This is a genomic window from Bradyrhizobium sp. 149, assembly GCF_023073915.1.
Classification (GTDB): Bacteria; Pseudomonadota; Alphaproteobacteria; order Rhizobiales; family Xanthobacteraceae; genus Bradyrhizobium.
Map to the genome: position 1 here is coordinate 222256 of NZ_JADPKK010000022.1, position 20330 is coordinate 242585.

Below are 20330 nucleotides of genomic sequence, written 5' to 3' on the forward strand. Positions count from 1 at the left end.
TGCTTCATCGCGATACTTAAACTGCCATTCAAATTTGCCCGCCATCATTACCTCCAACAAGCCGGCAAACGGCTTGGGCAAAAAGACTCGGCAAAGAGTCTTGGGGATGAGTTGAACAGTTGATCGGACGGGAGCCGCGCTCGGGGGACGAGACGGCATAAAAAAGGGGATGCGTTATGTTTCAGGGTACTTTCGATCTGGAGACCGCGACGCCGATCGACGCAGGCGCGCTGTCGGACGTGCTGTTCGAGCGTGGCATCTATTGGGCGAGCGGGCGCTCCGGTCTCGTCGATCTCGTCGCCGCGCATAAATGGTTCAACCTCGCCGCGCTTAAGGGCCGCAAGGACGCCGTGACGCTGCGCCAGGAAGTCGCCGGGCAGATGTCGGAGGCCGAGATCTCGGCCGCGCAGCGCGACGCGAGGGCGTGGGTCTCCGCCCACTAAGCGAAGAACCGCGTCCTGGTCGTTGTTTCACAGCTGAATCAAGTTCCCTCGTGGTGCCGCCATCCGGACCGGCGCGGGTGAGCGACCCCGACGAGATGACCAGGGTAGGTCAGAGGCGGCCGATTCAGATCGCGCCTCACGATTGGCATCTGGAACTCGGACGGCCTGGAGCAGAAAACCCTGCAACCCCTCGACAACCCGTTCGGCACGAGGTTGTCACCCATCTCTTAGGTACGACCTGTTACCGATGTCTCCGGGCTGGACACAAATGCGGGATGGCGGAGAGGGAGGGATTCGAACCCTCGATACAGCTTGAGACCGTATGACGCTTTAGCAAAGCGTTGCCTTCAGCCACTCGGCCACCTCTCCGGTGCGAGCCTTATGCATCTAATTAGTTGGGCTGGTCAATTTGGAAGCGTGTGTTTTTGCTCGAATATTCCCAGCGATTTCCGAAACAATGCGGTTTGCTCTCGGAGCGAGAACGTAACGCCGCGATAACGGACACAAAGCTGGAGCGTTTGGCGCCTGTCGCAAGACTGGTTTGGGCGTGTACGAAAACTACCATCACCCATATAAACGATTGATGTTGCTGCTAAAAGTAATGTGAAGGGCTTCTGCGAGGGTCAGGCTGCGGGAAAGGCCCGCCATCAGTTCCGGATAACTCGCCGGACCGAGGAGCCCGTCGCGCCAGGCGTCGCCGCAATCAGGGAGGGCCTTGTCCTGGCGGGATTGCTCCTTCGCTCGGAACGGCGCCCTGGAGATCAAGGCGGGGAAGGGCTGGCACGCTCGTTCCTCCCTCAACTGCCGGGCTACGCCGCTACGGTCACATCTTGCAATGTCGGGGCCGATGGTATGATTGACCCGACGTCCTGAGGGAGGAATGGACTTGGCGGGTGAACTGCAGACCAAATTTCGACGTGCTGTCGAAGCCTTTCACGCCCATGATTTGGTCAAAGCGGAAAGAATACTGCAGCAGATTGCCAAATCCTCCAGGAACATCTTCGAAGTCGAACATCTCCTCGGTGTGGTGAAGCTCGTACAAGGTCGATTTGCCGAGGCCGAGATGCATCTCAGGGCGGCCGTGGCCCTGAACGGGAGCAGCGACGAAGCCCTCAGCAATTATGGATATGCACTCAAATCGCTGAACAGACCCCAGGAAGCTCTGGCCTATTTCACGCGCGCATTGGCGGTGAATTCGCGCAATCCTCTTTCATATCACAACAGAGGTTCGATCCTTGCCGAGTTCGCGAGAAGCTACGGGGAGGCGATCGAGCAATTCGACAAGGCGACATTCTACAACCCGAACTTTGCCGATGCCTACGCAAGCAAGGGCGGTTGCCTTGAAAAGCTGAGGCGTTACGAGGATGCCCTCGTCGCCTACGACAAGGCGTTGTCGATCAGGCCCGACCTGGAGACTGCATGGCTTGGTCGAGGCAATGCACTCCGGAATCTCAAGCGGTACGACGACGCATTTGCCACATACGACAAGGCGCTGTCGGCCAGGCCGGATGTCCCGAGTGCATGGGTTGGCCGAGGCGAAGTTTTCACCGATCTGAAGCGCCATGACGAGGCGCTTGCCGCCTACGACAAGGCGATCGCGATCAAGCCTGATCTCGAGAGCGCGTGGGTTGCCCGGGGGCATCTTTTCTGGAGCCTGAAGCGCTACGACGAAGCCTCGGCAGCCTACGACAGGGCGCTCTCGATCAAGTCCAACCTGGAGAACGCGTGGCTTGGTCGGGGCAATGTGTCCTTCGATCTCAAACGCCTTGACGAAGCGTTCGCTGCCTATGACAGGGCGTTGTCGATCCGCCCTGATCTGGCGGAAGCCTGGCTTGGCCGGGGCAATGTTCTCACCGAGCTCAAGCGCCATGACGATGCACTCGCTGCGTACGACCGGGCGCTGTCGATCAAGCCTGATCTCGCCGAGGCATGGCTCGGTCGCGGCAACGTTGTGTGGGGGCTGAAGCGCCACGAGGAGGCTCTTGCCGCGTATGACAAGGCGCTCGCGATCAAGCCGGACACCGAGGGGGCCTGGATTGGCCGGGGCAACGTCTTTACCGAGCTCGGGCGCTATGACGATGCTTTCATCGCCTTCGACAAGGCGGTGTCGATCAGGCCTGACCTGGAGGGCGTCGCGGGTTTGCGCCTTCTTGCAAAGATGCACCTGTGCAATTGGGACAATCTGGACGAAGAGATCGGTCAGTTGACGGCCGCGATACGGCTCGGGAAGGCCAATAGCTCGCCCTTTGCTTTGCTTTCCTTGACGGATTCTCCCGATGATCAGCTCAGCTGCGCGAGGACCTGGGTCAAGGCAAAGCTCCCGCATGTCGCCAAGACGAGGTCACGGGGTAACATCCGCAGCCACGACAAGATCCGGGTCGGATATGTCTCGCCCGATTTTCGCAAGCATCCGGTCGGGTATCTCACCGCCGAGATCTTCGAGAGGCACGATCCCGACCGCTTCGAGACGTATGCGTTTTCGATCGGCCCTGACGACAACAGCGATCTGCGCAGGCGGCTGGAAAAATCGTTTCACCGCTTTGTCGATTGCGAGCACAAGATCGACAGTGAAGTCCTGAAAGCGATCGAGGATGCTCAGATCGATATTCTCGTCGATCTTGCAGGCCATACGCAGAATGCCAGGCTGTCGTTGTTCGCGTCGAGTCCGGCTCCGATCGCCGTCAACTATCTTGGATTCGCGGGAACGCTTGGGAGCAGGGGACTGGTCGATTACATCATCGCCGATCAAATCGTGCTGCCGGATCAAAACAGTCAATTCTTCGACGAGAAGGTGGTTCGTTTGCCCGGCAGCTTTATGCCGCGTGATAATCACGTCGGAAAAATCGACGATGCCGCGCTCAACCGGGCTGATCACGATTTGCGGCAGGAATGGACCGTGTTTTGCTGCTTCAACAATGCCTACAAGATCAATCCGGCCGTCTTTGGCTGCTGGATGAATATCTTGAAGAGCGTGGACCGGTCCGTCTTGTGGTTGTCCGACGTGGGGGAGATCGCCAAATCGAATCTGCGGAAGGAAGCCAAGGGCCGGGGCGTCGACCCGGATCGCCTGGTGTTTGCAAGGCGCGTTGCGTCTTCATCTGAACATTTGGCGCGCCATCGCCTCGCCGACCTCTTCCTGGATACGCTGCCCTACAACGCACACACGACGGCCAGCGATGCGTTGTGGGCTGGTCTGCCGGTGGTGACCCATATCGGGAATAGTTTCGCCGGCCGCGTGGCGGCGAGCTTGCTGAGCGCTGTCGGCCTGCCTGAGCTGATCACGCGAACACGTGCGGATTATGAAGCACTCGCGATCGACCTGGCGCTTGATAAACAGAAGCTGGCGGATATTCGCGGAAGGCTGCAACGAAGCCACCGGACCGCATCACTGTTTGACGCGGCGCTTTATGCAAGGCGGTTGGAGGCAGCTTACGAGGCCATGTATCAACGGCATCAGGCCGGCCTGCCGCCAGATCACATCGAAGTTCAAGCACGCTGATAAGGACGACCGTCGCGGACGCTTGCTGGTCAGGCCAGCCATCCCCGAAGGGTTGAGCCGCACCGAGTCCCTGGTTGATTCCACGATTCGGACGCCTCGGACCCGCAGCGGGGCTTGTCCGCAGATCTGGCAGCCCGCGCCGGAACTTTTGTCGGCAAATGCAGCCGTCTAAAAAGAGCAACAGATTCAATGTGTTGCGAGCGTGCTCCGATCACATCTGCGTGTTATTTGTGCAACACCCGTCGGAAAACACGCTCTATCGGGCCGTTCTGAGGCGTTCTGTTGTTGTGTGTGCAAGGGCGTTCGGTAATTGTGACTGAGCGACGGAGGGGGGCATCCCGAGGTCGTCCCGTCTTAGGTGGTTCGCTTAAGTCCCTCGCGTTCAGCGGGTGTGTCCGAAGGCGCGAAGCGACTAAGCGGTGAATTTAAGGGACAAGGGAACCAACCTTAGGGTGTCTTCACCCAGCGGATCCGGAACCTTCCCTATGGCAAACTTGGAGGTTTAACATGAAGTTGGTTAAGAGCCTTTTGCTCGGTTCCGCGGCGGGTCTGATCGCCGTTGGCGGAGCGCAGGCAGCCGATCTCCCCGTGAAGGCCAAAGCGGTCGAATACGTGAAGATCTGCTCCCTGTACGGTGCGGGTTTCTACTACATCCCGGGCACCGACACCTGCATCAAGCTGGGTGGTTACCTGCGCGCTGAAGTTGCGCTGGGCACCAACTCGGACTTCGGTGGCGGTCTGAACGTTTCGAGCCAGGGCGCGAACGGTGCACGTAACCGTCTGACGAACTACTACACCATGCGCGCTCGTGAAGATCTCAACATCGACACGCGCACCGCGACCGAGTACGGCGTTGTCCGTACCTTCTTCGACGGCGTGTTCTCCTGGACGTCCGGCAACTACGTCGGCACCGGCAGCGCCACCGGCACCACCGCCTACAGCGGCACGCTGGCTGCGGCTACCAACCCGGGCGCGACCACCACGGGCCTGTTCGGTTCGGGCTCCGGTTCGGTTAACGGCACCGACAGCAACACCTCGGGCGGTTCGCTCGGCGTGTACTACGCCTTCATCCAGTTCGCCGGCTTCACGATGGGTAAGGCCGTGTCGCAGTTCGACGCGCCCTGGACCAACTATCCCGGCAACAACTTCGACAGCCTCGTCGGCGGTTCCGGCACGGTCACTGGTGTCAACCAGTTCACCTACACCGCTGACTTCGGTCAGGGCGTGACGGCGTCGTTCTCGGCTGAAGACGTTTCCTCGTACTATCAGGCCGGCAACCTGAACATGACCGGCGCGTCTGCGTCCGGCATGCTCAGCGGCGCCTACGGCTCCAACGCCATCGGCGGCACCCGTTCGCCGAACCTCGTTGGTATGGTGCGTGTCGACCAGGCCTGGGGTCTCTTCCAGGCGTCGGTGGCTGCGCATGACAACCACGTCGGTTACTACGGCGCGTCCGAGGCGACTGGCCACCCCGACGACAAGTGGGGTTGGGCGGTTCAGCTGGCTCTGTCGATCAAGAACATCCCGACTGGTGCGGGTGACGTGATCAACATTTCGGGCGTCTACACCGACGGTGCGACCCGCTACAACTTCCAGAACCTGGCGGGCAGCACCTACTCGATGTGGGGAACCACGAGCACGGGTAACTACGGCAGCGTCGGCTTCGCCACCGCTCCCGACACCGTGTACGTCACTGGCAGCCAGCAGGAAACGGTCAAGACCTGGGGCTTCCGCGGTGCTTACACCCATAACTGGGATCCATACTGGAACACCGCGATCTACGGTGCCTACGCTCAGGCGCAGTACGGCACTCTCGCCAAGACCACGCTCTGCGGCGCCGGTGGTGCTGGTGGTGGTGTGTTCGGTGCTGGGTTCGCCGGCGTGACCTCGTGTAACCCGGACTTCGCGATCGGCCAGGTGGGTCTCATCACCCGCTGGACCCCGGTCAAGAACCTGACGTTCTCGGCTGACGTTGCCTGGACCCACCTCGACCAGAAGTATGCTGGTTCGGTGACCCCGGCTGCCACGATCGCTGTCCCGGCCAAGCCGGCTGCGACCTACGACCTCAAGGATCAGGACTCGGTCGTTCTGCTCCTCCGCGCTCAGCGCAACTGGTAAGTTCGGTCTAACGACCTGACAGAGAGCCCCGGCGGGAAACCGCCGGGGCTTTTTCTTTTGCCGGCGGTGCTTGTTCTCGCCTCTGCCCCATGGCGGCCGCGTTGGAGCGTCGCCGTCTGTTGCTCGATCCTTCCTCGCGACCTGATCGAAGCTGCTGCGGGAGAGGGATCTCTGCGCTGCACGCCATCCCGAGCGAGGCGAGCGGCTCTGACCGTCGCTGACGACGTGGTCTGTAACGCCCCGCCGATCTGATGTTCAGCCGGAAGGGATCGACGCCCTCATCTTTGAGCCGCAGGGCAACGGAGAGCTCGCCAATCTGACGGCGGCCCTGCAGCTCGCGAAGCGCTTGGCAGCCCCACAAGGTTCTGGCAGTTCCCGAGGTTCTGGCGGTCTCCAGGACTCTGGCAGCCCGCCAAAGGGCGTGCCGAGAAAGCCAGCCTGACGATCGCACTCTAGCTCTTCTTCGGTGGCTCAACTCCCGGCGAGGACGGCGCTCGCCACAAGGGGCTTCCCGGCAGCGTGTCGAAGGAGAATGGCCGCTATTCCACGCTGCCGGCGCCACGGCGCAAATCGGCCTCGATCTGCAACCGCGTGCCGCCGCCGAAGCGGGCGCGGTAGACCTGAAGGTTCTCCATGATCCGCTGCACGTAGTTGCGCGTCTCGGAGAACGGGATCAGCTCGACCCAGTCGACCGCATCGACCTTCGGGTCGCGCGGATCGCCATAGCGATCGATCCACTTCTTCACGCTGCCGCGGCCGGCATTGTAGGCGGCGAAGGTCATGATGTAGGAGCCGCGATAGTCCTCGAGCAGCCCGCCGAGCTCGGCCGAACCGAGCGTGGCGTTGTAGACCGAATCGTTCTTCAGCCGCCCCAGATCGTAGGTCCCGCCGTGCCGCTTGCAGACATAGCGCGCGGCGTCCGGTGTCACCTGCATCAGCCCATAGGCCTGCGCCGGCGAGACCACCGAGGGGTTGAAGGCGCTCTCCTGCCGCGCGATGGCGTAGACGATGCTGCGCTCGACCTGGGGGCCGATCGGCGTGAACTGCGGAATGCCGTTGACGGGATAGGCATAGAAATCGAACGGCAGCCCACGATTCAGCGCGGCCTTGCCGAGCAGCAGCATGCCGCGCGCGTCGCTGTAGCGCTGGGTGAGCTCGCCGAGGCCGGCAAGCGCTTCGGGATCGCCGTTCTCGCCCATGTCGGCGAGGACAGGCACCGCCATCTCACGCTCGTCGAGCTCGTAGAGCAGCTGCGCGGCGCGCACGATCTCCAGCCGTTCGGCACCGCGGCTGCGCGGCTGAGCGTTGAGCTCAATCTGCGGCAGGCCGAGCTTGGCGCGTGCGAGCTGGCCGTAATAGCTGGTGGATTGCTCGGCTGCCCGCGCGTAGGCGTTGCGCGCCTCCTGCTGGCGGCCTGCAGCTTCGGCGGCGCGGCCCTGCCAGTAGCCGGCGCGTGCCAAAGTGGTCGGATTCACGCTGCCGATCCCGATGCGGGCAAAATGCTGGGTGGCGGAAGCGGGATCGTTGAGGAAACGCAGCGCGATCCAGCCGGCGGTGAACTCCTGCTCGGTCTTGTAGATGTCGCGCGAGGGCAGGGCCGCATCGCGCGCGATCAGATAGGCGCTGCGGAATTCCTCGGTGTCGATCATCTTGCGCGCCAGGAGGCGCCGCTCGATCCACCATTCGTCGAGATTGTAGAGCCGGCCCGGATCCTTCGGTGCCGACAGCATGAGCTGGGCGGCTTCCGCAAATTTCTCCTCGCGGCGCAGCAACTGGATCTTGCTGAAGATGAAGCCGGGATCGCCGTGCAGCTCACGCGGCACGGCTTCGAGCAGCGCTCGCGCGTTCGGCGCTTTCTTGAGGGAGGCGATGCGGGCCTTGGCGAGTGCGACATAGCCGGCCCCGAGGCGCTTTGCAGCACGCAGTGCGGCCTCGTTCTCGCTGCCGTAGAGCAGCGTGTCCATCCGCGCCTTCTGATCGCCGGGCGTCAGCAGCGCGCCGAACTGGTCGAGTGCGTTGTTCTCGGTGTCTTCCGACATCGGGTCGCTGCGCCAGGCATCGCGCACCAATCGTTCGGCGTTGGCGCGGTCGCCGCGCGCCAGCATCGCCTTGGCGAGCGTGAAGCGCCCCTTGGCGGACACGGGGGATTCGTTCTCGAACCACGACCAGGCGACCGAATCGTCGCGCCGGTCGTCCCACATCGCGGCCTCCAGGCGCCGGCGCAGGAAGGTCTGCGACGGCCAGCTCGGATTGGCGGACAGGAAGGCGCGGTAGCGCTCCGCGGTCGCGCCATTGTCCTCGCTGCGAAGGATGATCCATTCCGCGAGTTTTCGCGCCACGGGATCGGAGATCGCGGCCGCGGCATTGGTGGCGTCGGCCGACTTGCGCTTGCGCACGAGCTCGATGACGGTCTCCAGCGTGTCCTTGTCGGCTTGCGACGTCGAGGAGGTCGCAGCAATTGCGGCCGGCGTGACCGGCTTGCGCGGCGCGGCATGCTGGCGGGTCGCCGGAGCCAGGACAGGAGCCGCGAGGGGTTTGGCGGGGGCCGGGGCGGTCGGTCTGACGGTGGCCGTCACCGCCGGCGCGGGGGCGGCTTTGGGAGGCGAACCGTTGGCGGTCGGCGCTGGTTTTGGCGCGACGGCCGCAGGCTTCGGCTTGTCCTTCGCGGGTTCCTTGCCTGCGTTCTTGCCGGCGTTCTTGCCCGCATCCTTGTCGCCATCCTTGGCAGGCTTTTTCCCGCCATCCTTGGCGGCAGCGCTGGGTACACTCTTGCCCGCATCCTTGCCCGCGCCCTTAGCAGCGTCCTTCGAAGTGTCCTTGCCGGTTCCCGTGGATGATCCCTTGGACGACCCCTTCGCAGTGTCCTTGGCGGCTGGCTTGGCGGTATCCTTGGCGCTGTCCTTGGCACCTTCGGCGGTCGTCTCATTCGACTTGGCCCAGGCGGCGCAGCCGACCGACAGCCCTGCGATCAGGCACACGACCAAACCGGTCGATCGCCATGCGGCACGCGGAAAGGAGGTCACGGCGTTTCGTCGCCCCGAATCAGTCAAATGGCTCAAGACCCGATTGTACAAGATTTGGCTGTATTTGATTGAATATGCGGACAAAATACCAACAGCCGCTTACGTTGCCGGGTTTGCACCACCACCGCGGCAAAATCGCGGCTAAACCGTGCGTCACACGGAAGGGGGTCTTTTACCGGCGGGATAGACCCGATATGAATGCGGCTTGCTCTCGAGATCGCCGCGTACGGAGGAAGTCCATGGCAGCCAAGACAAAATTCCGGGGATCGTTTACCGCCTTGGTCACGCCATTCAAGAACGGCTCGCTGGACGAGGCGGCGTTCCGCTCCCTGGTCAACTGGCAGATTTCAGAGGGCACCAATGGTCTGGTCCCGGTCGGCACCACCGGCGAGAGCCCGACGCTGAGCCACGACGAGCACAAGAAGGTCGTGGAATGGTGCATCGAGGAAGCAAAGGGCCGCGTGCCCGTCGTCGCCGGCGCCGGCTCCAACTCGACCAAGGAGGCGATCGAGCTCGCCCAGCATGCCGAGAAGGCGGGCGCGAACGCGGTTCTGGTCGTGACGCCCTACTACAACAAGCCGACCCAGGAAGGCATGTACCAGCACTTCAAGGCGATCAACGACGCCATCGCAATTCCGATCATCATCTACAACATCCCGCCGCGCTCGGTGATCGACATGTCGGTCGACACCATGAAACGGCTGTGGGAGCTGAAGAACATCGCCGGCGTCAAGGACGCTACCGCCAGCATGGTGCGCGTCTCACAGCAGCGCGCGGCGATGGGCGAGGACTTCAACCAGCTCTCGGGCGAGGACGCGACCATCCTCGGCTACATGGCCCATGGCGGCCATGGCTGCATCTCGGTGACATCGAACGTCGCGCCGCGGCTGTGCTCGGAGTTCCAGGCCGCCTGGGCGAAGGGCGATCATGCCACCGCGCTGAAGCTGCACGACAAGTTGATGCCGCTGCACAACAACCTCTTCATCGAGAGCAATCCGGCGCCGATCAAGTATGCGCTATCGCTGCTCGGCAAGCTGGACGAGGCGCTGCGGCTGCCGATGGTGCCGGTCACCGAGCCGACCCGCGTTGCCGTGCGCAGCGCGATGGTTCATGCTGGCCTCATCAACTGACGCGCTAGCCGATCGGGGAGCTGTTGATGGGGGTCGAGGAAAGGGGCACGCGGATGCTCAAGGAGTTCCGCGAGTTCGCCATGAAGGGCAACGTCGTCGATCTCGCAGTCGGCGTCATCATCGGAGCGGCCTTCGGCGCCATCGTTACTTCGCTGGTCGGCGACGTGATCATGCCGATCATCGGTGCGGCCACCGGCGGCCTCGACTTCTCGAACTACTTCACGCCGCTTTCGAGCAAGGTCACCGCCGCAAATCTCGCGGACGCAAAAAAGCAGGGTGCCGTCTTGGCTTGGGGCAACTTCCTCACGCTGACGATCAACTTCATCATCATTGCCTTCGTGCTGTTCCTGGTGATCCGTGCCATGAACAAGTTGAAGCGCAAGGACGATGCGGAACCTGCCGTTCCACCAAAGCCGTCGGCCGAGGTCGAGCTGCTGACCGAGATCCGCGATCTCCTCAAGAAGTCTTGACGCGCGCGCTTCATCCAAACTGTTAGCGTCCACGCGCATCTCGATCAGGTTTGTCTTCCAGGTTTTGAACAAGCGATGGCCGATAAGAACGAACGTCCGATCAAGGTCATGGCGGAAAACCGCAAGGCCCGCTTCAACTACGCCATCGAGGATACGATCGAGGTCGGCATTGCGCTCACCGGCACCGAGGTCAAGTCGATCCGCAACGGCAAGAGCACGATCGCGGAGTCCTACGCCGATTCCAAGGACGGCGAGATCTGGCTGATCAACGCCACCATTCCGGAATATCTCCAGGGCAACCGCTTCAATCACGAGCCGAAGCGGCCGCGAAAACTGCTGCTGCATCGCAAGCAGATCAACAAGCTGATGGGCGCAGTCGATCGCGAAGGCATGACGCTGATCCCGCTCAAGCTTTACTTCAACGAGCGTGGTCGCGCCAAATTGCAGCTCGCGGTCGCGAAAGGCAAGAAGCTGCACGACAAGCGGGAGAGCGAGAAGAAGCGCGACTGGAGCCGGGAGAAGGGCCGCCTGATGCGGGCGAGGGGATAGCGGGATGACTCAGAGAAACCTGATGGAGGTCGATTGGACCCGGATTCCCGCCCCCACGGACGACGGCGGTGCCGCGCACCTGAAAGGCATGACGCTGCCGCCGGTCAGCCTGCTCGCCACTGACGACACCTCAGTCGCGCTGTCGGCGCTGCGTGGCCGGACCGTGGTGTTCGCCTATCCGCGCACCGGCGAGCCCGGCAAGATCGCGCTGGTCGACGATTGGGACATGATCCCGGGCGCGCGCGGCTGCACCCCGCAGACTTGCGCGTTTCGCGATCTGTTCGCCGAGCTGAAGGCTGCCGGCGCCGCGCAGGTGTTCGGCCTCTCGACCCAGAGCAACGCATACCAGACCGAGATGGCCTCGCGGCTGCATCTGCCGTTTCCTGTGCTCTCGGACGAGAAGCTGGCGCTCACGCGCGCCCTGAATTTGCCGAGCATGGAGGTCGCAGGCCTGACGCTGATCAAGCGCCTCGCGCTGATCGTCGACGACGCCAGGATCACGCATGTGTTCTATCCGGTGTTTCCGCCCGACCGGAACGCCGGCGATGTCCTGGACTGGCTGAAGGCCAATCCGGCGAAGAGCTTGTCGAAGAATTAGCCGATGTCGGCCTTCACCTTCGCGAACACGGAGCGGAACATGTCCGGCGTCAGTACGCGGGTGTTCGTGTTGTAGCGCGAGCAGTGATAGCTGTCGTAGAGCCTGAATGCGCCGGCCGGATGCACGGCGCCGTGGCCGAAGGGGGCTTGCGATCCTTTCAAATTCAGCGGCTTGAGCACGCTGTCGTGCGCAATCCGCCCGAGGGCGACGATCGCGCGCAGGTTCGGCATCGTTGCGAGATTCGCCGCAAGAAACCGCCGGCAGGTGTTGATCTCGATCGGCAGCGGCTTGTTCAGCGGCGGCACGCAATGCACCGCATTGGCGATACGACAGTCGACCAGCTTCAGGCCGTCGTCGGGACGCGCCTGATACTTGCCCTTGGCGAAGCCGTATTCGAGCAGCGTGGCGTAGAGCAGGTCGCCGGCATAATCGCCGGTGAAGGGACGACCGGTGCGGTTCGCGCCCTGCATCCCCGGCGCGAGACCGACGATCAGGAGGCGCGCCTTGATGTCGCCGAAAGGCGCAACCGGCGCATTATGCCACAATGGCTCGCGCGCGCGGTTCGCCTCGCGAAAGGCGACCAGGCGCGGACAGAGCGGACAGTCACGGTCGGGTACGAGGGTGGGGGAGGCCTGGTGGCTTGACCGGGTCGCCTCACTCCTCGAAGTCGTCATCGCCCCTCGCCGGCGCCATCGTGGTCGCGCGCTGGAGGAACTGCGGGGCGTGGTGGCGCGCCTCGCGCTCGCCGCGGTCACGCGGGGCGGGGCGTTCGGACGGGTCGCGGCCGAGCTTGGACTGCAGCTCGACGAGGTCGGTGAAGACGTCGGCCTGGCGGCGCAACTCGTCGGCGATCATCGGCGGCTGGCTGGCGATCGTGGAAATCACGGTGACCCGTACGCCGCGACGCTGAACGGCCTCGACCAGCGAGCGGAAGTCGCCGTCACCCGAGAACAGCACCATCTGGTCGATATGCTCGGCGAGCTCCATGGCGTTCACGGCGAGCTCGATGTCCATGTTGCCCTTGACCTTGCGGCGGCCGGAGGCGTCGATGAACTCCTTGGTCGCCTTGGTGACGACGGTGTAGCCGTTGTAGTCGAGCCAGTCGATCAGGGGCCGGATCGAGGAGTACTCCTGATCCTCGATGATGGCGGTGTAGTAGAAGGCCCTAAGCAGCGTCCCGCGGCTCTGAAACTCCTTCAGCAGGCGCTTGTAATCGATGTCAAAGCCGAGAGTTTTCGCGGTCGCATAGAGATTGGCTCCATCGATGAAGAGCGCGATCTTGTCGGTAGAGGAAGGTGACATTCAGTTTGCTCGCGTAGAGTTTGTGATTGATCGTTTATTGTTGGCGCGGCGACAGCAAGCCGCGCAATTCTAAAGTCCTGCCGAAACCCGTCGAAACCGCAAATCCGGAGAAGTCGGGGCAATCAAGGTATAGTTATGGCGGACTTGCAAACACCCGGCGCCAGCGTCCCCGGCAGCCCGGGAAACCACCCATCCCAGCCCCAATGTGGGGGTAGCAGAGCCGTTTGGCGAGGCCAAATCACAAATTGGTCTTGCGAAACTCTCCCGGCCCCTATAACTAGCGCCATTCATCCACATATTTCGTCCCACCCACAACGGAGCGACAGTCGATGGCTCGCGTCACCGTAGAAGATTGTATCGACAAGGTCGACAACCGGTTTGACCTGGTCCTGCTGGCCGCCCACCGTGCCCGCATGATTTCGTCTGGTTCACAACTAACGGTTGACCGCGATAACGACAAGAACCCTGTTGTGTCTTTGCGCGAAATTGCCGAGACCACCATTTCGCCGGAGGACCTCCGCGAGGAGCTGGTGCACTCGCTGCAGAAGTTCGTCGAGGTCGACGAGCCCGAGCCCGACACTGTGCCGCTGATCGGTTCCGCCGGTGCAAGCGTGGATGCAGACGATACCGAAGTCGCGGTTGAGCGCATGACGGAAGAGGAGCTCCTGAAGGGTCTCGAAGGCCTCGCGCCGCCCGAGGAGCAGCCCGAGGAGGACGAGTAAATCGTCCTGTCGCGACCATCGACTTCTTGTGATCTTATCAAAGGCCCGAACCGTTGTTCGGGCCTTTGCTTTTGCTGGCATTTTCGTGGTTACAATAGTGTTGTCGGTTCGCGCCTGGCCCTGTCACTGAATTGATCGGACACGCGTGCGATCGGAGCTAAGATGTATACAACGGGCTGTCTCGTGGTCCGTTTGAAGGCAGGACGGCATGGTATATCGGCGCCGCGGACCAACGCAGATGCAGGCCGCAACCGAATCGGTTGCCGTGGCCCCGACTGCGCCGCTGGCGCGCCCGGCGAAGCCCCGCGCGCGCATGATGCGTCAATATGACCTCGTCGAGCGCGTCAGGTCCTACAATCCCAACACCAACGAAGACCTGCTGAACCGCGCCTATGTCTACGCCATGAAGGCGCACGGGTCGCAGACCCGCGCCTCGGGCGACCCGTATTTCTCCCACCCGCTCGAAGTGGCAGCGATCCTCACGGACCTGAAGCTCGACGACGCCACCATCGTGGCTGCGCTGCTCCACGACACGATCGAGGACACCGAAGCGACACGGGCCGAGATCGACCAGATCTTCGGGCCCGAGATCGGCGCGCTGGTCGAGGGCCTGACCAAGCTGAAGCGGCTGGAATTGGTGTCGCGGGAGGCCAAGCAGGCCGAAAACCTGCGCAAATTGTTGCTGGCCATTGCTGACGATGTCCGCGTGCTGCTGGTGAAGCTCGCCGACCGCCTGCACAACATGCGCACGCTGGACTTCGTGCCGCCGGAGTCGCGACGGCGCATTGCCGAGGAGACGCTCGACATCTATGCGCCGCTGGCGGGGCGCATGGGCATGCAGGAAATGCGCGAGGAGCTGGAGGATTTGTCCTTCCGGACCCTCGACCCCGAAGCGTATTCGGTGGTGATGCAGCGGCTCGATGCACTGGCCGAGCGCAACCGCAATCTGATCGGCGAAATCGAGGACCAGCTCTCCAACAATCTGCGCCACCGGGGTCTCGGGGCGCGGGTCTATGGCCGCCGCAAGAAGCCATTCTCGATCTGGACCAAGATGGAGCGCAAGTCGGTCGGCTTCGAGCAATTGTCCGACATCTTCGGCTTCCGCGTCGTCGTCAACGACATCGAGGCCTGCTATCGCGCGCTCGGCATCGTCCACACAAACTGGCCGGTCGTGCCCGGGCGGTTCAAGGACTACATCTCGACGCCGAAGCAGAATGACTACCGCTCGATCCACACCACCGTGATCGGCCCCGGCAACCAGCGCGTCGAGCTGCAGATCCGCACCGAGGCCATGGACCAGATCGCCGAGCGCGGCATCGCCGCGCACGTGTTCTACAAGGAAGGCGCGGGCTCGCCGACCGAATTCCTCAAGCGCGAGTCCAATGCGTTTGCCTGGTTGCGCCACACCATCGGCATCCTCTCGGAGAGCGCCAACCCCGAGGAATTCCTCGAGCACACCAAGCTCGAGCTGTTCCACGACCAGGTGTTCTGCTTCACCCCGAAGGGCAAGCTGATCGCGCTGCCGCGCCATGCCAACGTGATCGACTTCGCCTATGCCGTGCACACCGACGTCGGCAACAGCGCGGTGGGCTGCAAGATCAACGGCCAGTTCGCGCCGCTGTCATCGGAACTTCAGAACGGCGACGAGGTCGAGGTGCTGACCTCGGAAGCGCAAGCGGCGCCGCCGTCCGCCTGGGAAACGCTGGCGGTCACCGGCAAGGCGCGCGCCGCGATCCGCCGCGCCACCAGGACTGCGGTGCGCGATCAATATGTCGGTCTCGGCCGGCGCATCGTCGAGCGCCTGTTCGAGCGCGCCAAGATCGAATACGCAGACGACAAGCTCAAGGGCGCGCTGCCGCGACTGGCGCGGACCTCGATCGAGGACGTCATGGCGGCTGTGGGGCGCGGCGAGATCAAGGCCTCCCACGTCGCGCGTGCGATGTATCCCGATTACAAGGAGGAGCGCATCGCGCGCTACGGCGCCAAGAAGGGGCTTGCCGCCAAGCTCAAGGAGAAGTCGTCGGAACCGCCGCGCAGCCCGGTCGCGATCCCGATCCGCGGCATCAATTCCGACCTGCCGGTGAAGTTCGCGCCGAACGGCGGCGCAGTGCCTGGTGATCGCATCGTCGGCATCGTCACGCCGGGCGAGGGCATCACCATCTACCCGATCCAGGCGCCGGCCCTGAAGGATTTCGAGGAAGAGCCGGAGCGCTGGCTCGACGTGCGCTGGGACATCGAGGACTCCGCGCCGCAGCGTTTCCCGGCCCGTATCAAGGTCGAGAACGTCAACGAGCCCGGCGCACTGGCGCAGATCGCGACCGTGATCGCCGAGCACGACGGCAACATCGACAACATCAGCATGCAGCGCCGCTCACCGGACTTCACCGAGACGACGATCGATCTCGAAGTCTACGATCTCAAGCATTTGAGCGCCATCCTGGCTCAGCTGCGCGCGAAGGCGGTCGTGGCCCGCGCCGAACGTGTTAATGGATAGACGCCTTCCGTCTGGGTCTGTCCTTATGATTCCGTGAGTCCTGAAATGCCTGCACCTCCGCTCCGCCTCGGCGTCAATATCGACCATGTCGCGACCCTGCGTAACGCGCGCGGCGGCCGCAATCCCGATCCGGTGCGCGCGGCGCTGCTGGCGATCGAGGCCGGCGCCGACGGCATCACCGCTCATCTGCGCGAGGATCGCCGGCACATCCGCGACCAGGACATGGCGCGGCTGAAGGCCGAGATCTCCAAGCCGCTCAATTTCGAGATGGCGGCGACCGACGACATGATGCGCATTTCGCTCGCCACCAAGCCGAACGCGGTGTGCCTCGTGCCGGAGCGGCGCCAGGAGGTGACGACCGAAGGCGGGCTCGACGTCGTCGGCCAGCACAATGCGCTGGCGCCCTATATCGCGCGGCTGAACGATGCCGGCATCCGGGTGTCGCTGTTCATCGCGGCCGATCCCGCCCAGATCGAGATGGCGGCGCGGCTGCGCGCGCCCGTGATCGAAATCCACACCGGCGCCTGGTGCGACGCTGTCGTCGATGGCCACGCCGACAAGGCCGAGGCCGAATGGCAACGGATCGTGGCGGGAGTGAAGCTCGCGAAGAAAGCGGGGCTGGAGGTTCACGCCGGACACGGGCTCGACTACGCAACGGCGGAGACGATCGCCGGCTTGCCGGAGATCATGGAGCTGAACATCGGCTACTACATGATCGGCGAAGCCCTGTTCGTCGGTCTCGCCGAGACGGTGCGCAGCATGCGCGCGGCGATGGAACGCGGCCGGAGCCGGGCATGATCATCGGCATCGGCTCCGATCTGATCGACATCACCCGCGTCGGCAAGGTGATCGAGCGCCATGGCGAGCGCTTCCTCGATCGCATCTTCACCGCGGCCGAGCGGGCCAAGGCGGAGCGGCGCGCCAAGAACGAGAAGATGGTGGTGGCAACCTACGCCAAGCGCTTCGCCGCCAAGGAGGCCTGCTCCAAGGCGCTCGGTACCGGCATAAGGCGCGGCGTCTGGTGGCGCGACATGGGGGTGGTCAACCTGCCGGGAGGACGGCCAACCATGCGATTGACGGGCGGGGCGCTGGCCCGGCTCCAGGCCCTGACGCCGGAGGGGTTCGAGGCGCAGATCGACCTGTCGATTACCGATGACTGGCCGCTGGCGCAGGCCTTCGTCATTATTTCCGCCGTGCCGCTGGCCAAACCCTGACGATGCTCCGATCATTTTTAAGATTCGTTTTAAAAATCAAATGCTTATACAGTTTTGATGCGTTCCTTGATTGCGCGGCCTCCGACAACCGTCTAAAAGTCCGCGGACGCAAATCAGGCTGGGCGAATTCGGCTTTACGCCGGAATTGGCCCTCATTATCAGAATCAGGACAATCTCCTTGGGCCGCGAGCGATGGGCTGTTCGCGGAAGGAGGGCGCGCTGTGACCGCCGGCCGGAATTGAGAGAGCAATGAGCGTGACTTCCTCGAAAACTGAGAGCGGCGTCGGCGAGACGATCCGGGTCGTGATCCATGCTCTCCTGATCGCGCTCGTGATCCGCACCTTCCTGTTCCAGCCGTTCAACATCCCATCCGGCTCGATGAAGGCGACGCTGCTGGTCGGCGACTATCTGTTCGTCTCGAAATATTCCTACGGATATAGCCACTACTCGATCCCGTTCTCGCCGCCGCTGTTCTCCGGGCGGATCTGGGGCTCGGACCCGGACCGCGGCGACATCGTCGTATTCCGCCTGCCGAAGGACGATTCCACCGACTACATCAAGCGCGTGATCGGCCTTCCCGGCGACCGCGTCCAGATGCGGGACGGGCTGCTCTATATCAACGACACGCCGGTCGAGCGGCAGCGCATGAGCGAATTTGTCGGCGAGGATCCCTGCGGCTCCGAAGGCGGTGGTGTCTCCCGGGTGAAGCGCTGGAAGGAAACGCTGCCGAACGGCGTGTCTTACGAGACGCTGGACTGCGCCGACAATGGCTATGTGGACAACACCAACGTCTACACCGTGCCGACCGGCCATTTCTTCATGATGGGCGACAATCGCGACAACTCCACCGACAGCCGCTTCCTCGGTCAGGTCGGCTACGTGCCGCAGGAGAATTTGATCGGGCGCGCCCAGATGATCTTCTTCTCGATCGCCGAAGGCGAGCATGCCTGGATGTTCTGGCGCTGGCCGTGGGCGGTGCGCTGGACTCGCTTCTTCAAAATCGTTCGATGAAAGACGAAGCCAAGGACATCGCGACCCAGCCGACCGAGGCTCAAGCGGGCCCCGACGGCGAAGCTGCGACCAAGGCCCTTGAGATCAAGCCGCCTGCAAAGAAGAAGCGGGTGCGGAGCAGCAAGGCCAGGGGTCCGGATGCGAACGCGGGGCTCGAGGCGCGCATCGGCTACAGCTTTGCCGATCCGAACCTCTTGATGCAAGGCATCACGCATGTCTCCGCGCTGAAGTCCGGGCGCAAGCGCGGCGACAGCTACCAGCGGCTGGAATTCCTCGGCGACCACGTGCTCGGGCTCGTCGTCTCCGACATGCTCTATCACGCGTTCCCGAACGCCGACGAAGGCGAGATGTCCAAGCGACTTGCTGAACTGGTGCGCAAGGAGAGCTGCGCCGATGTCGCCAAGTCGCTCGGTCTGCTCGACGACATCAAGCTCGGGTCGGTCGGTCCCAGCGCCGACGCGCGCTTGCGCAAGAGCGTGCTCGGCGACATCTGCGAGGCCGTGATCGGCGCCGTCTTCCTCGACGGCGGCTACGCGGCGGCGGCCGACTTCGTCAAGCGCAACTGGACCGAGCGCATGCACAAGCCGCGGCGTCCCTTGCGCGATCCCAAGACCGTTCTCCAGGAATGGGCGCAGGGCAAGGGATTGCCGACGCCGGTCTACCGCGAGGTCGAGCGCACCGGCCCGCATCATGATCCGCAATTCCGTGTCGCGGTCGACCTGCCGGGGCTGGCGCCGGCTGAAGGCATCGGCGGCAGCAAGCGCGCGGCAGAGAAAGTGGCAGCTTCAGTGATGATCGAACGTGAAGGCGTTGGCGGCGGCAATGACGGTTGAAGCAAGCGGCGAGGCGCCCACTGCTACGCGCTGCGGCTTCGTCGCGCTGATCGGCGCGCCGAACGTCGGCAAATCCACGCTGGTCAATGCGCTGGTCGGAGCCAAGGTCACGATCGTCTCGCGCAAGGTGCAGACCACGCGCGCGCTGATCCGCGGCATCGTGATCGAGAACAACGCGCAGATCATCCTGGTCGATACGCCCGGCATCTTCCTGCCCAAGCGCCGGCTCGACCGCGCCATGGTCTCGACCGCCTGGAGCGGCGCGCATGACGCCGACCTCGTCTGCGTGCTGCTGGATGCCAAGGCCGGCATCGACGAGGAAGCAGAGGCGATCCTCACCAAGCTCGCCAGCGTCAAGCACGAGAAGATTCTGGTCATCAACAAGGTCGATCTGGTCCAGCGCGAGAAGCTGCTGGCGCTGGCGCAGGCCGCCAACGAGCGCATGGCGTTTGCAAGGACCTTCATGATCGCGGCGATCTCCGGCGACGGCGTCGACGATCTCAGGCATACACTGGCCGAGATCGTGCCGCCGGGGCCGTTCCTCTATCCCGAAGACCAGATGTCGGATGCGCCGATGCGGCAGCTTGCGGCCGAGATCACGCGCGAGAAGATCTTTCGCAAGCTGCACCAGGAATTGCCCTACCAGTCCACGGTCGAGACCGACAAGTGGGAGGAGCGCAAGGACAAGTCGGTGCGCATCGAGCAGACGATCTTCGTCGAGCGCGAAAGCCAGCGCAAGATCGTGCTCGGCGCGGGTGGCGCCACCATCAAGTCGATCGGCGCGGACTCGCGCAAGGAACTCGGCGAGATCCTGGGTGTGCCGGTGCATCTGTTCCTGTTCGTCAAGGTGCGCGAGAACTGGGGCGACGATCCCGATCGCTACCGCGAGATGGGCCTGGAATTTCCCAGAGAATAACCAAGAAA

At 63.2% G+C, this 20330-nt stretch carries 17 protein-coding genes and 1 tRNA gene; 14 read left to right on the forward strand and 4 right to left on the reverse strand.

Features of this window, described 5'->3' with window-relative positions:
- Window positions 1-176: 176 nt before the first annotated feature.
- Complete coding sequence (locus IVA88_RS18630) at window positions 177-443, forward strand: hypothetical protein (protein ID WP_247498688.1); 267 nt, start codon at window positions 177-179, stop codon at window positions 441-443.
- Window positions 444-719: 276 nt separating this feature from the next.
- Here IVA88_RS18630 and IVA88_RS18635 read toward each other — a convergent pair.
- Window positions 720-812, reverse strand: a tRNA-Ser gene (locus IVA88_RS18635).
- Between the two features lie 517 nt (window positions 813-1329).
- On the opposite strand from IVA88_RS18635, the gene IVA88_RS18640 reads away from it, so the two are divergent.
- Complete coding sequence (locus IVA88_RS18640) at window positions 1330-3942, forward strand: tetratricopeptide repeat protein (RefSeq protein ID WP_247498689.1); 2613 nt, start codon at window positions 1330-1332, stop codon at window positions 3940-3942.
- Between the two features lie 507 nt (window positions 3943-4449).
- A complete protein-coding gene (locus IVA88_RS18645) occupies window positions 4450-6060 on the forward strand; it encodes a porin (protein WP_247498690.1) in 1611 nt (536 codons plus the stop codon).
- Between the two features lie 539 nt (window positions 6061-6599).
- On the opposite strand, the gene IVA88_RS18650 is transcribed toward IVA88_RS18645, so the two are convergent.
- Window positions 6600-9083, reverse strand: a complete 2484-nt coding sequence (locus IVA88_RS18650) for a transglycosylase SLT domain-containing protein (protein WP_247498691.1) — start codon at window positions 9081-9083, stop codon at window positions 6600-6602.
- A gap of 239 nt (window positions 9084-9322) precedes the next feature.
- Here IVA88_RS18650 and dapA point away from each other — a divergent pair, with 239 nt between their 5' ends.
- From dapA to IVA88_RS18670, 4 genes are all read left to right on the forward strand, one after another.
- Window positions 9323-10213 (forward strand): 4-hydroxy-tetrahydrodipicolinate synthase, encoded by an 891-nt coding sequence (gene dapA, locus IVA88_RS18655; RefSeq protein WP_247498692.1) that lies wholly within the window; start codon window positions 9323-9325, stop codon window positions 10211-10213.
- A 26-nt stretch (window positions 10214-10239) separates the two neighbouring features.
- Entirely contained in the window at window positions 10240-10683 is a 444-nt protein-coding gene (gene mscL, locus IVA88_RS18660) for a large conductance mechanosensitive channel protein MscL (protein WP_276577899.1), read from the forward strand.
- 75 nt (window positions 10684-10758) lie between these two features.
- Entirely contained in the window at window positions 10759-11232 is a 474-nt protein-coding gene (gene smpB, locus IVA88_RS18665) for an SsrA-binding protein SmpB (RefSeq protein WP_007603387.1), read from the forward strand.
- A 4-nt stretch (window positions 11233-11236) separates the two neighbouring features.
- On the forward strand, window positions 11237-11830 hold the full coding sequence (locus IVA88_RS18670; RefSeq protein WP_247498693.1) for a peroxiredoxin: 594 nt from the start codon (window positions 11237-11239) through the stop codon (window positions 11828-11830).
- Here IVA88_RS18670 and IVA88_RS18675 read toward each other — a convergent pair.
- Together IVA88_RS18675 and IVA88_RS18680 are read right to left on the reverse strand one after the other, a co-directional pair.
- Window positions 11827-12504, reverse strand: coding sequence for a uracil-DNA glycosylase (locus tag IVA88_RS18675; protein ID WP_247498694.1), 678 nt, complete (start codon window positions 12502-12504; stop codon window positions 11827-11829). The genes IVA88_RS18670 and IVA88_RS18675 overlap by 4 nt on opposite strands.
- Window positions 12485-13132, reverse strand: coding sequence for an NYN domain-containing protein (locus IVA88_RS18680; protein ID WP_247498695.1), 648 nt, complete (start codon window positions 13130-13132; stop codon window positions 12485-12487). The genes IVA88_RS18675 and IVA88_RS18680 overlap by 20 nt, the downstream gene beginning before the upstream one ends.
- 329 nt (window positions 13133-13461) lie before the next feature.
- Between IVA88_RS18680 and rpoZ the strand changes: the two genes are divergently transcribed.
- The 7 genes from rpoZ (at window position 13462) to era (ending at window position 20322) form a co-directional block, all read left to right on the forward strand.
- A complete protein-coding gene (gene rpoZ / locus IVA88_RS18685) occupies window positions 13462-13854 on the forward strand; it encodes a DNA-directed RNA polymerase subunit omega (protein ID WP_007603391.1) in 393 nt (130 codons plus the stop codon).
- 208 nt (window positions 13855-14062) lie between these two features.
- Window positions 14063-16348, forward strand: coding sequence for a bifunctional (p)ppGpp synthetase/guanosine-3',5'-bis(diphosphate) 3'-pyrophosphohydrolase (locus IVA88_RS18690; RefSeq protein ID WP_247498696.1), 2286 nt, complete (start codon window positions 14063-14065; stop codon window positions 16346-16348).
- Window positions 16349-16393: 45 nt separating this feature from the next.
- The gene (locus IVA88_RS18695; protein ID WP_247498697.1) at window positions 16394-17146 is read left to right on the forward strand and encodes a pyridoxine 5'-phosphate synthase; all 753 of its coding nucleotides are present in this window, start codon (window positions 16394-16396) and stop codon (window positions 17144-17146) included.
- A complete protein-coding gene (gene acpS, locus IVA88_RS18700; RefSeq protein WP_247432686.1) occupies window positions 17143-17562 on the forward strand; it encodes a holo-ACP synthase in 420 nt (139 codons plus the stop codon). Before IVA88_RS18695 ends, acpS begins: the two co-directional genes overlap by 4 nt.
- 249 nt (window positions 17563-17811) lie before the next feature.
- Window positions 17812-18573, forward strand: a complete 762-nt coding sequence (lepB, locus tag IVA88_RS18705) for a signal peptidase I (RefSeq protein ID WP_247498698.1) — start codon at window positions 17812-17814, stop codon at window positions 18571-18573.
- Window positions 18570-19406: a ribonuclease III gene (gene rnc, locus IVA88_RS18710; RefSeq protein WP_247498699.1), complete on the forward strand. Its 837-nt coding sequence runs from the start codon at window positions 18570-18572 to the stop codon at window positions 19404-19406. The genes lepB and rnc overlap by 4 nt, the downstream gene beginning before the upstream one ends.
- Window positions 19396-20322, forward strand: a complete 927-nt coding sequence (gene era / locus IVA88_RS18715) for a GTPase Era (protein WP_247498700.1) — start codon at window positions 19396-19398, stop codon at window positions 20320-20322. Before rnc ends, era begins: the two co-directional genes overlap by 11 nt.
- Window positions 20323-20330 lie beyond the last annotated feature (8 nt).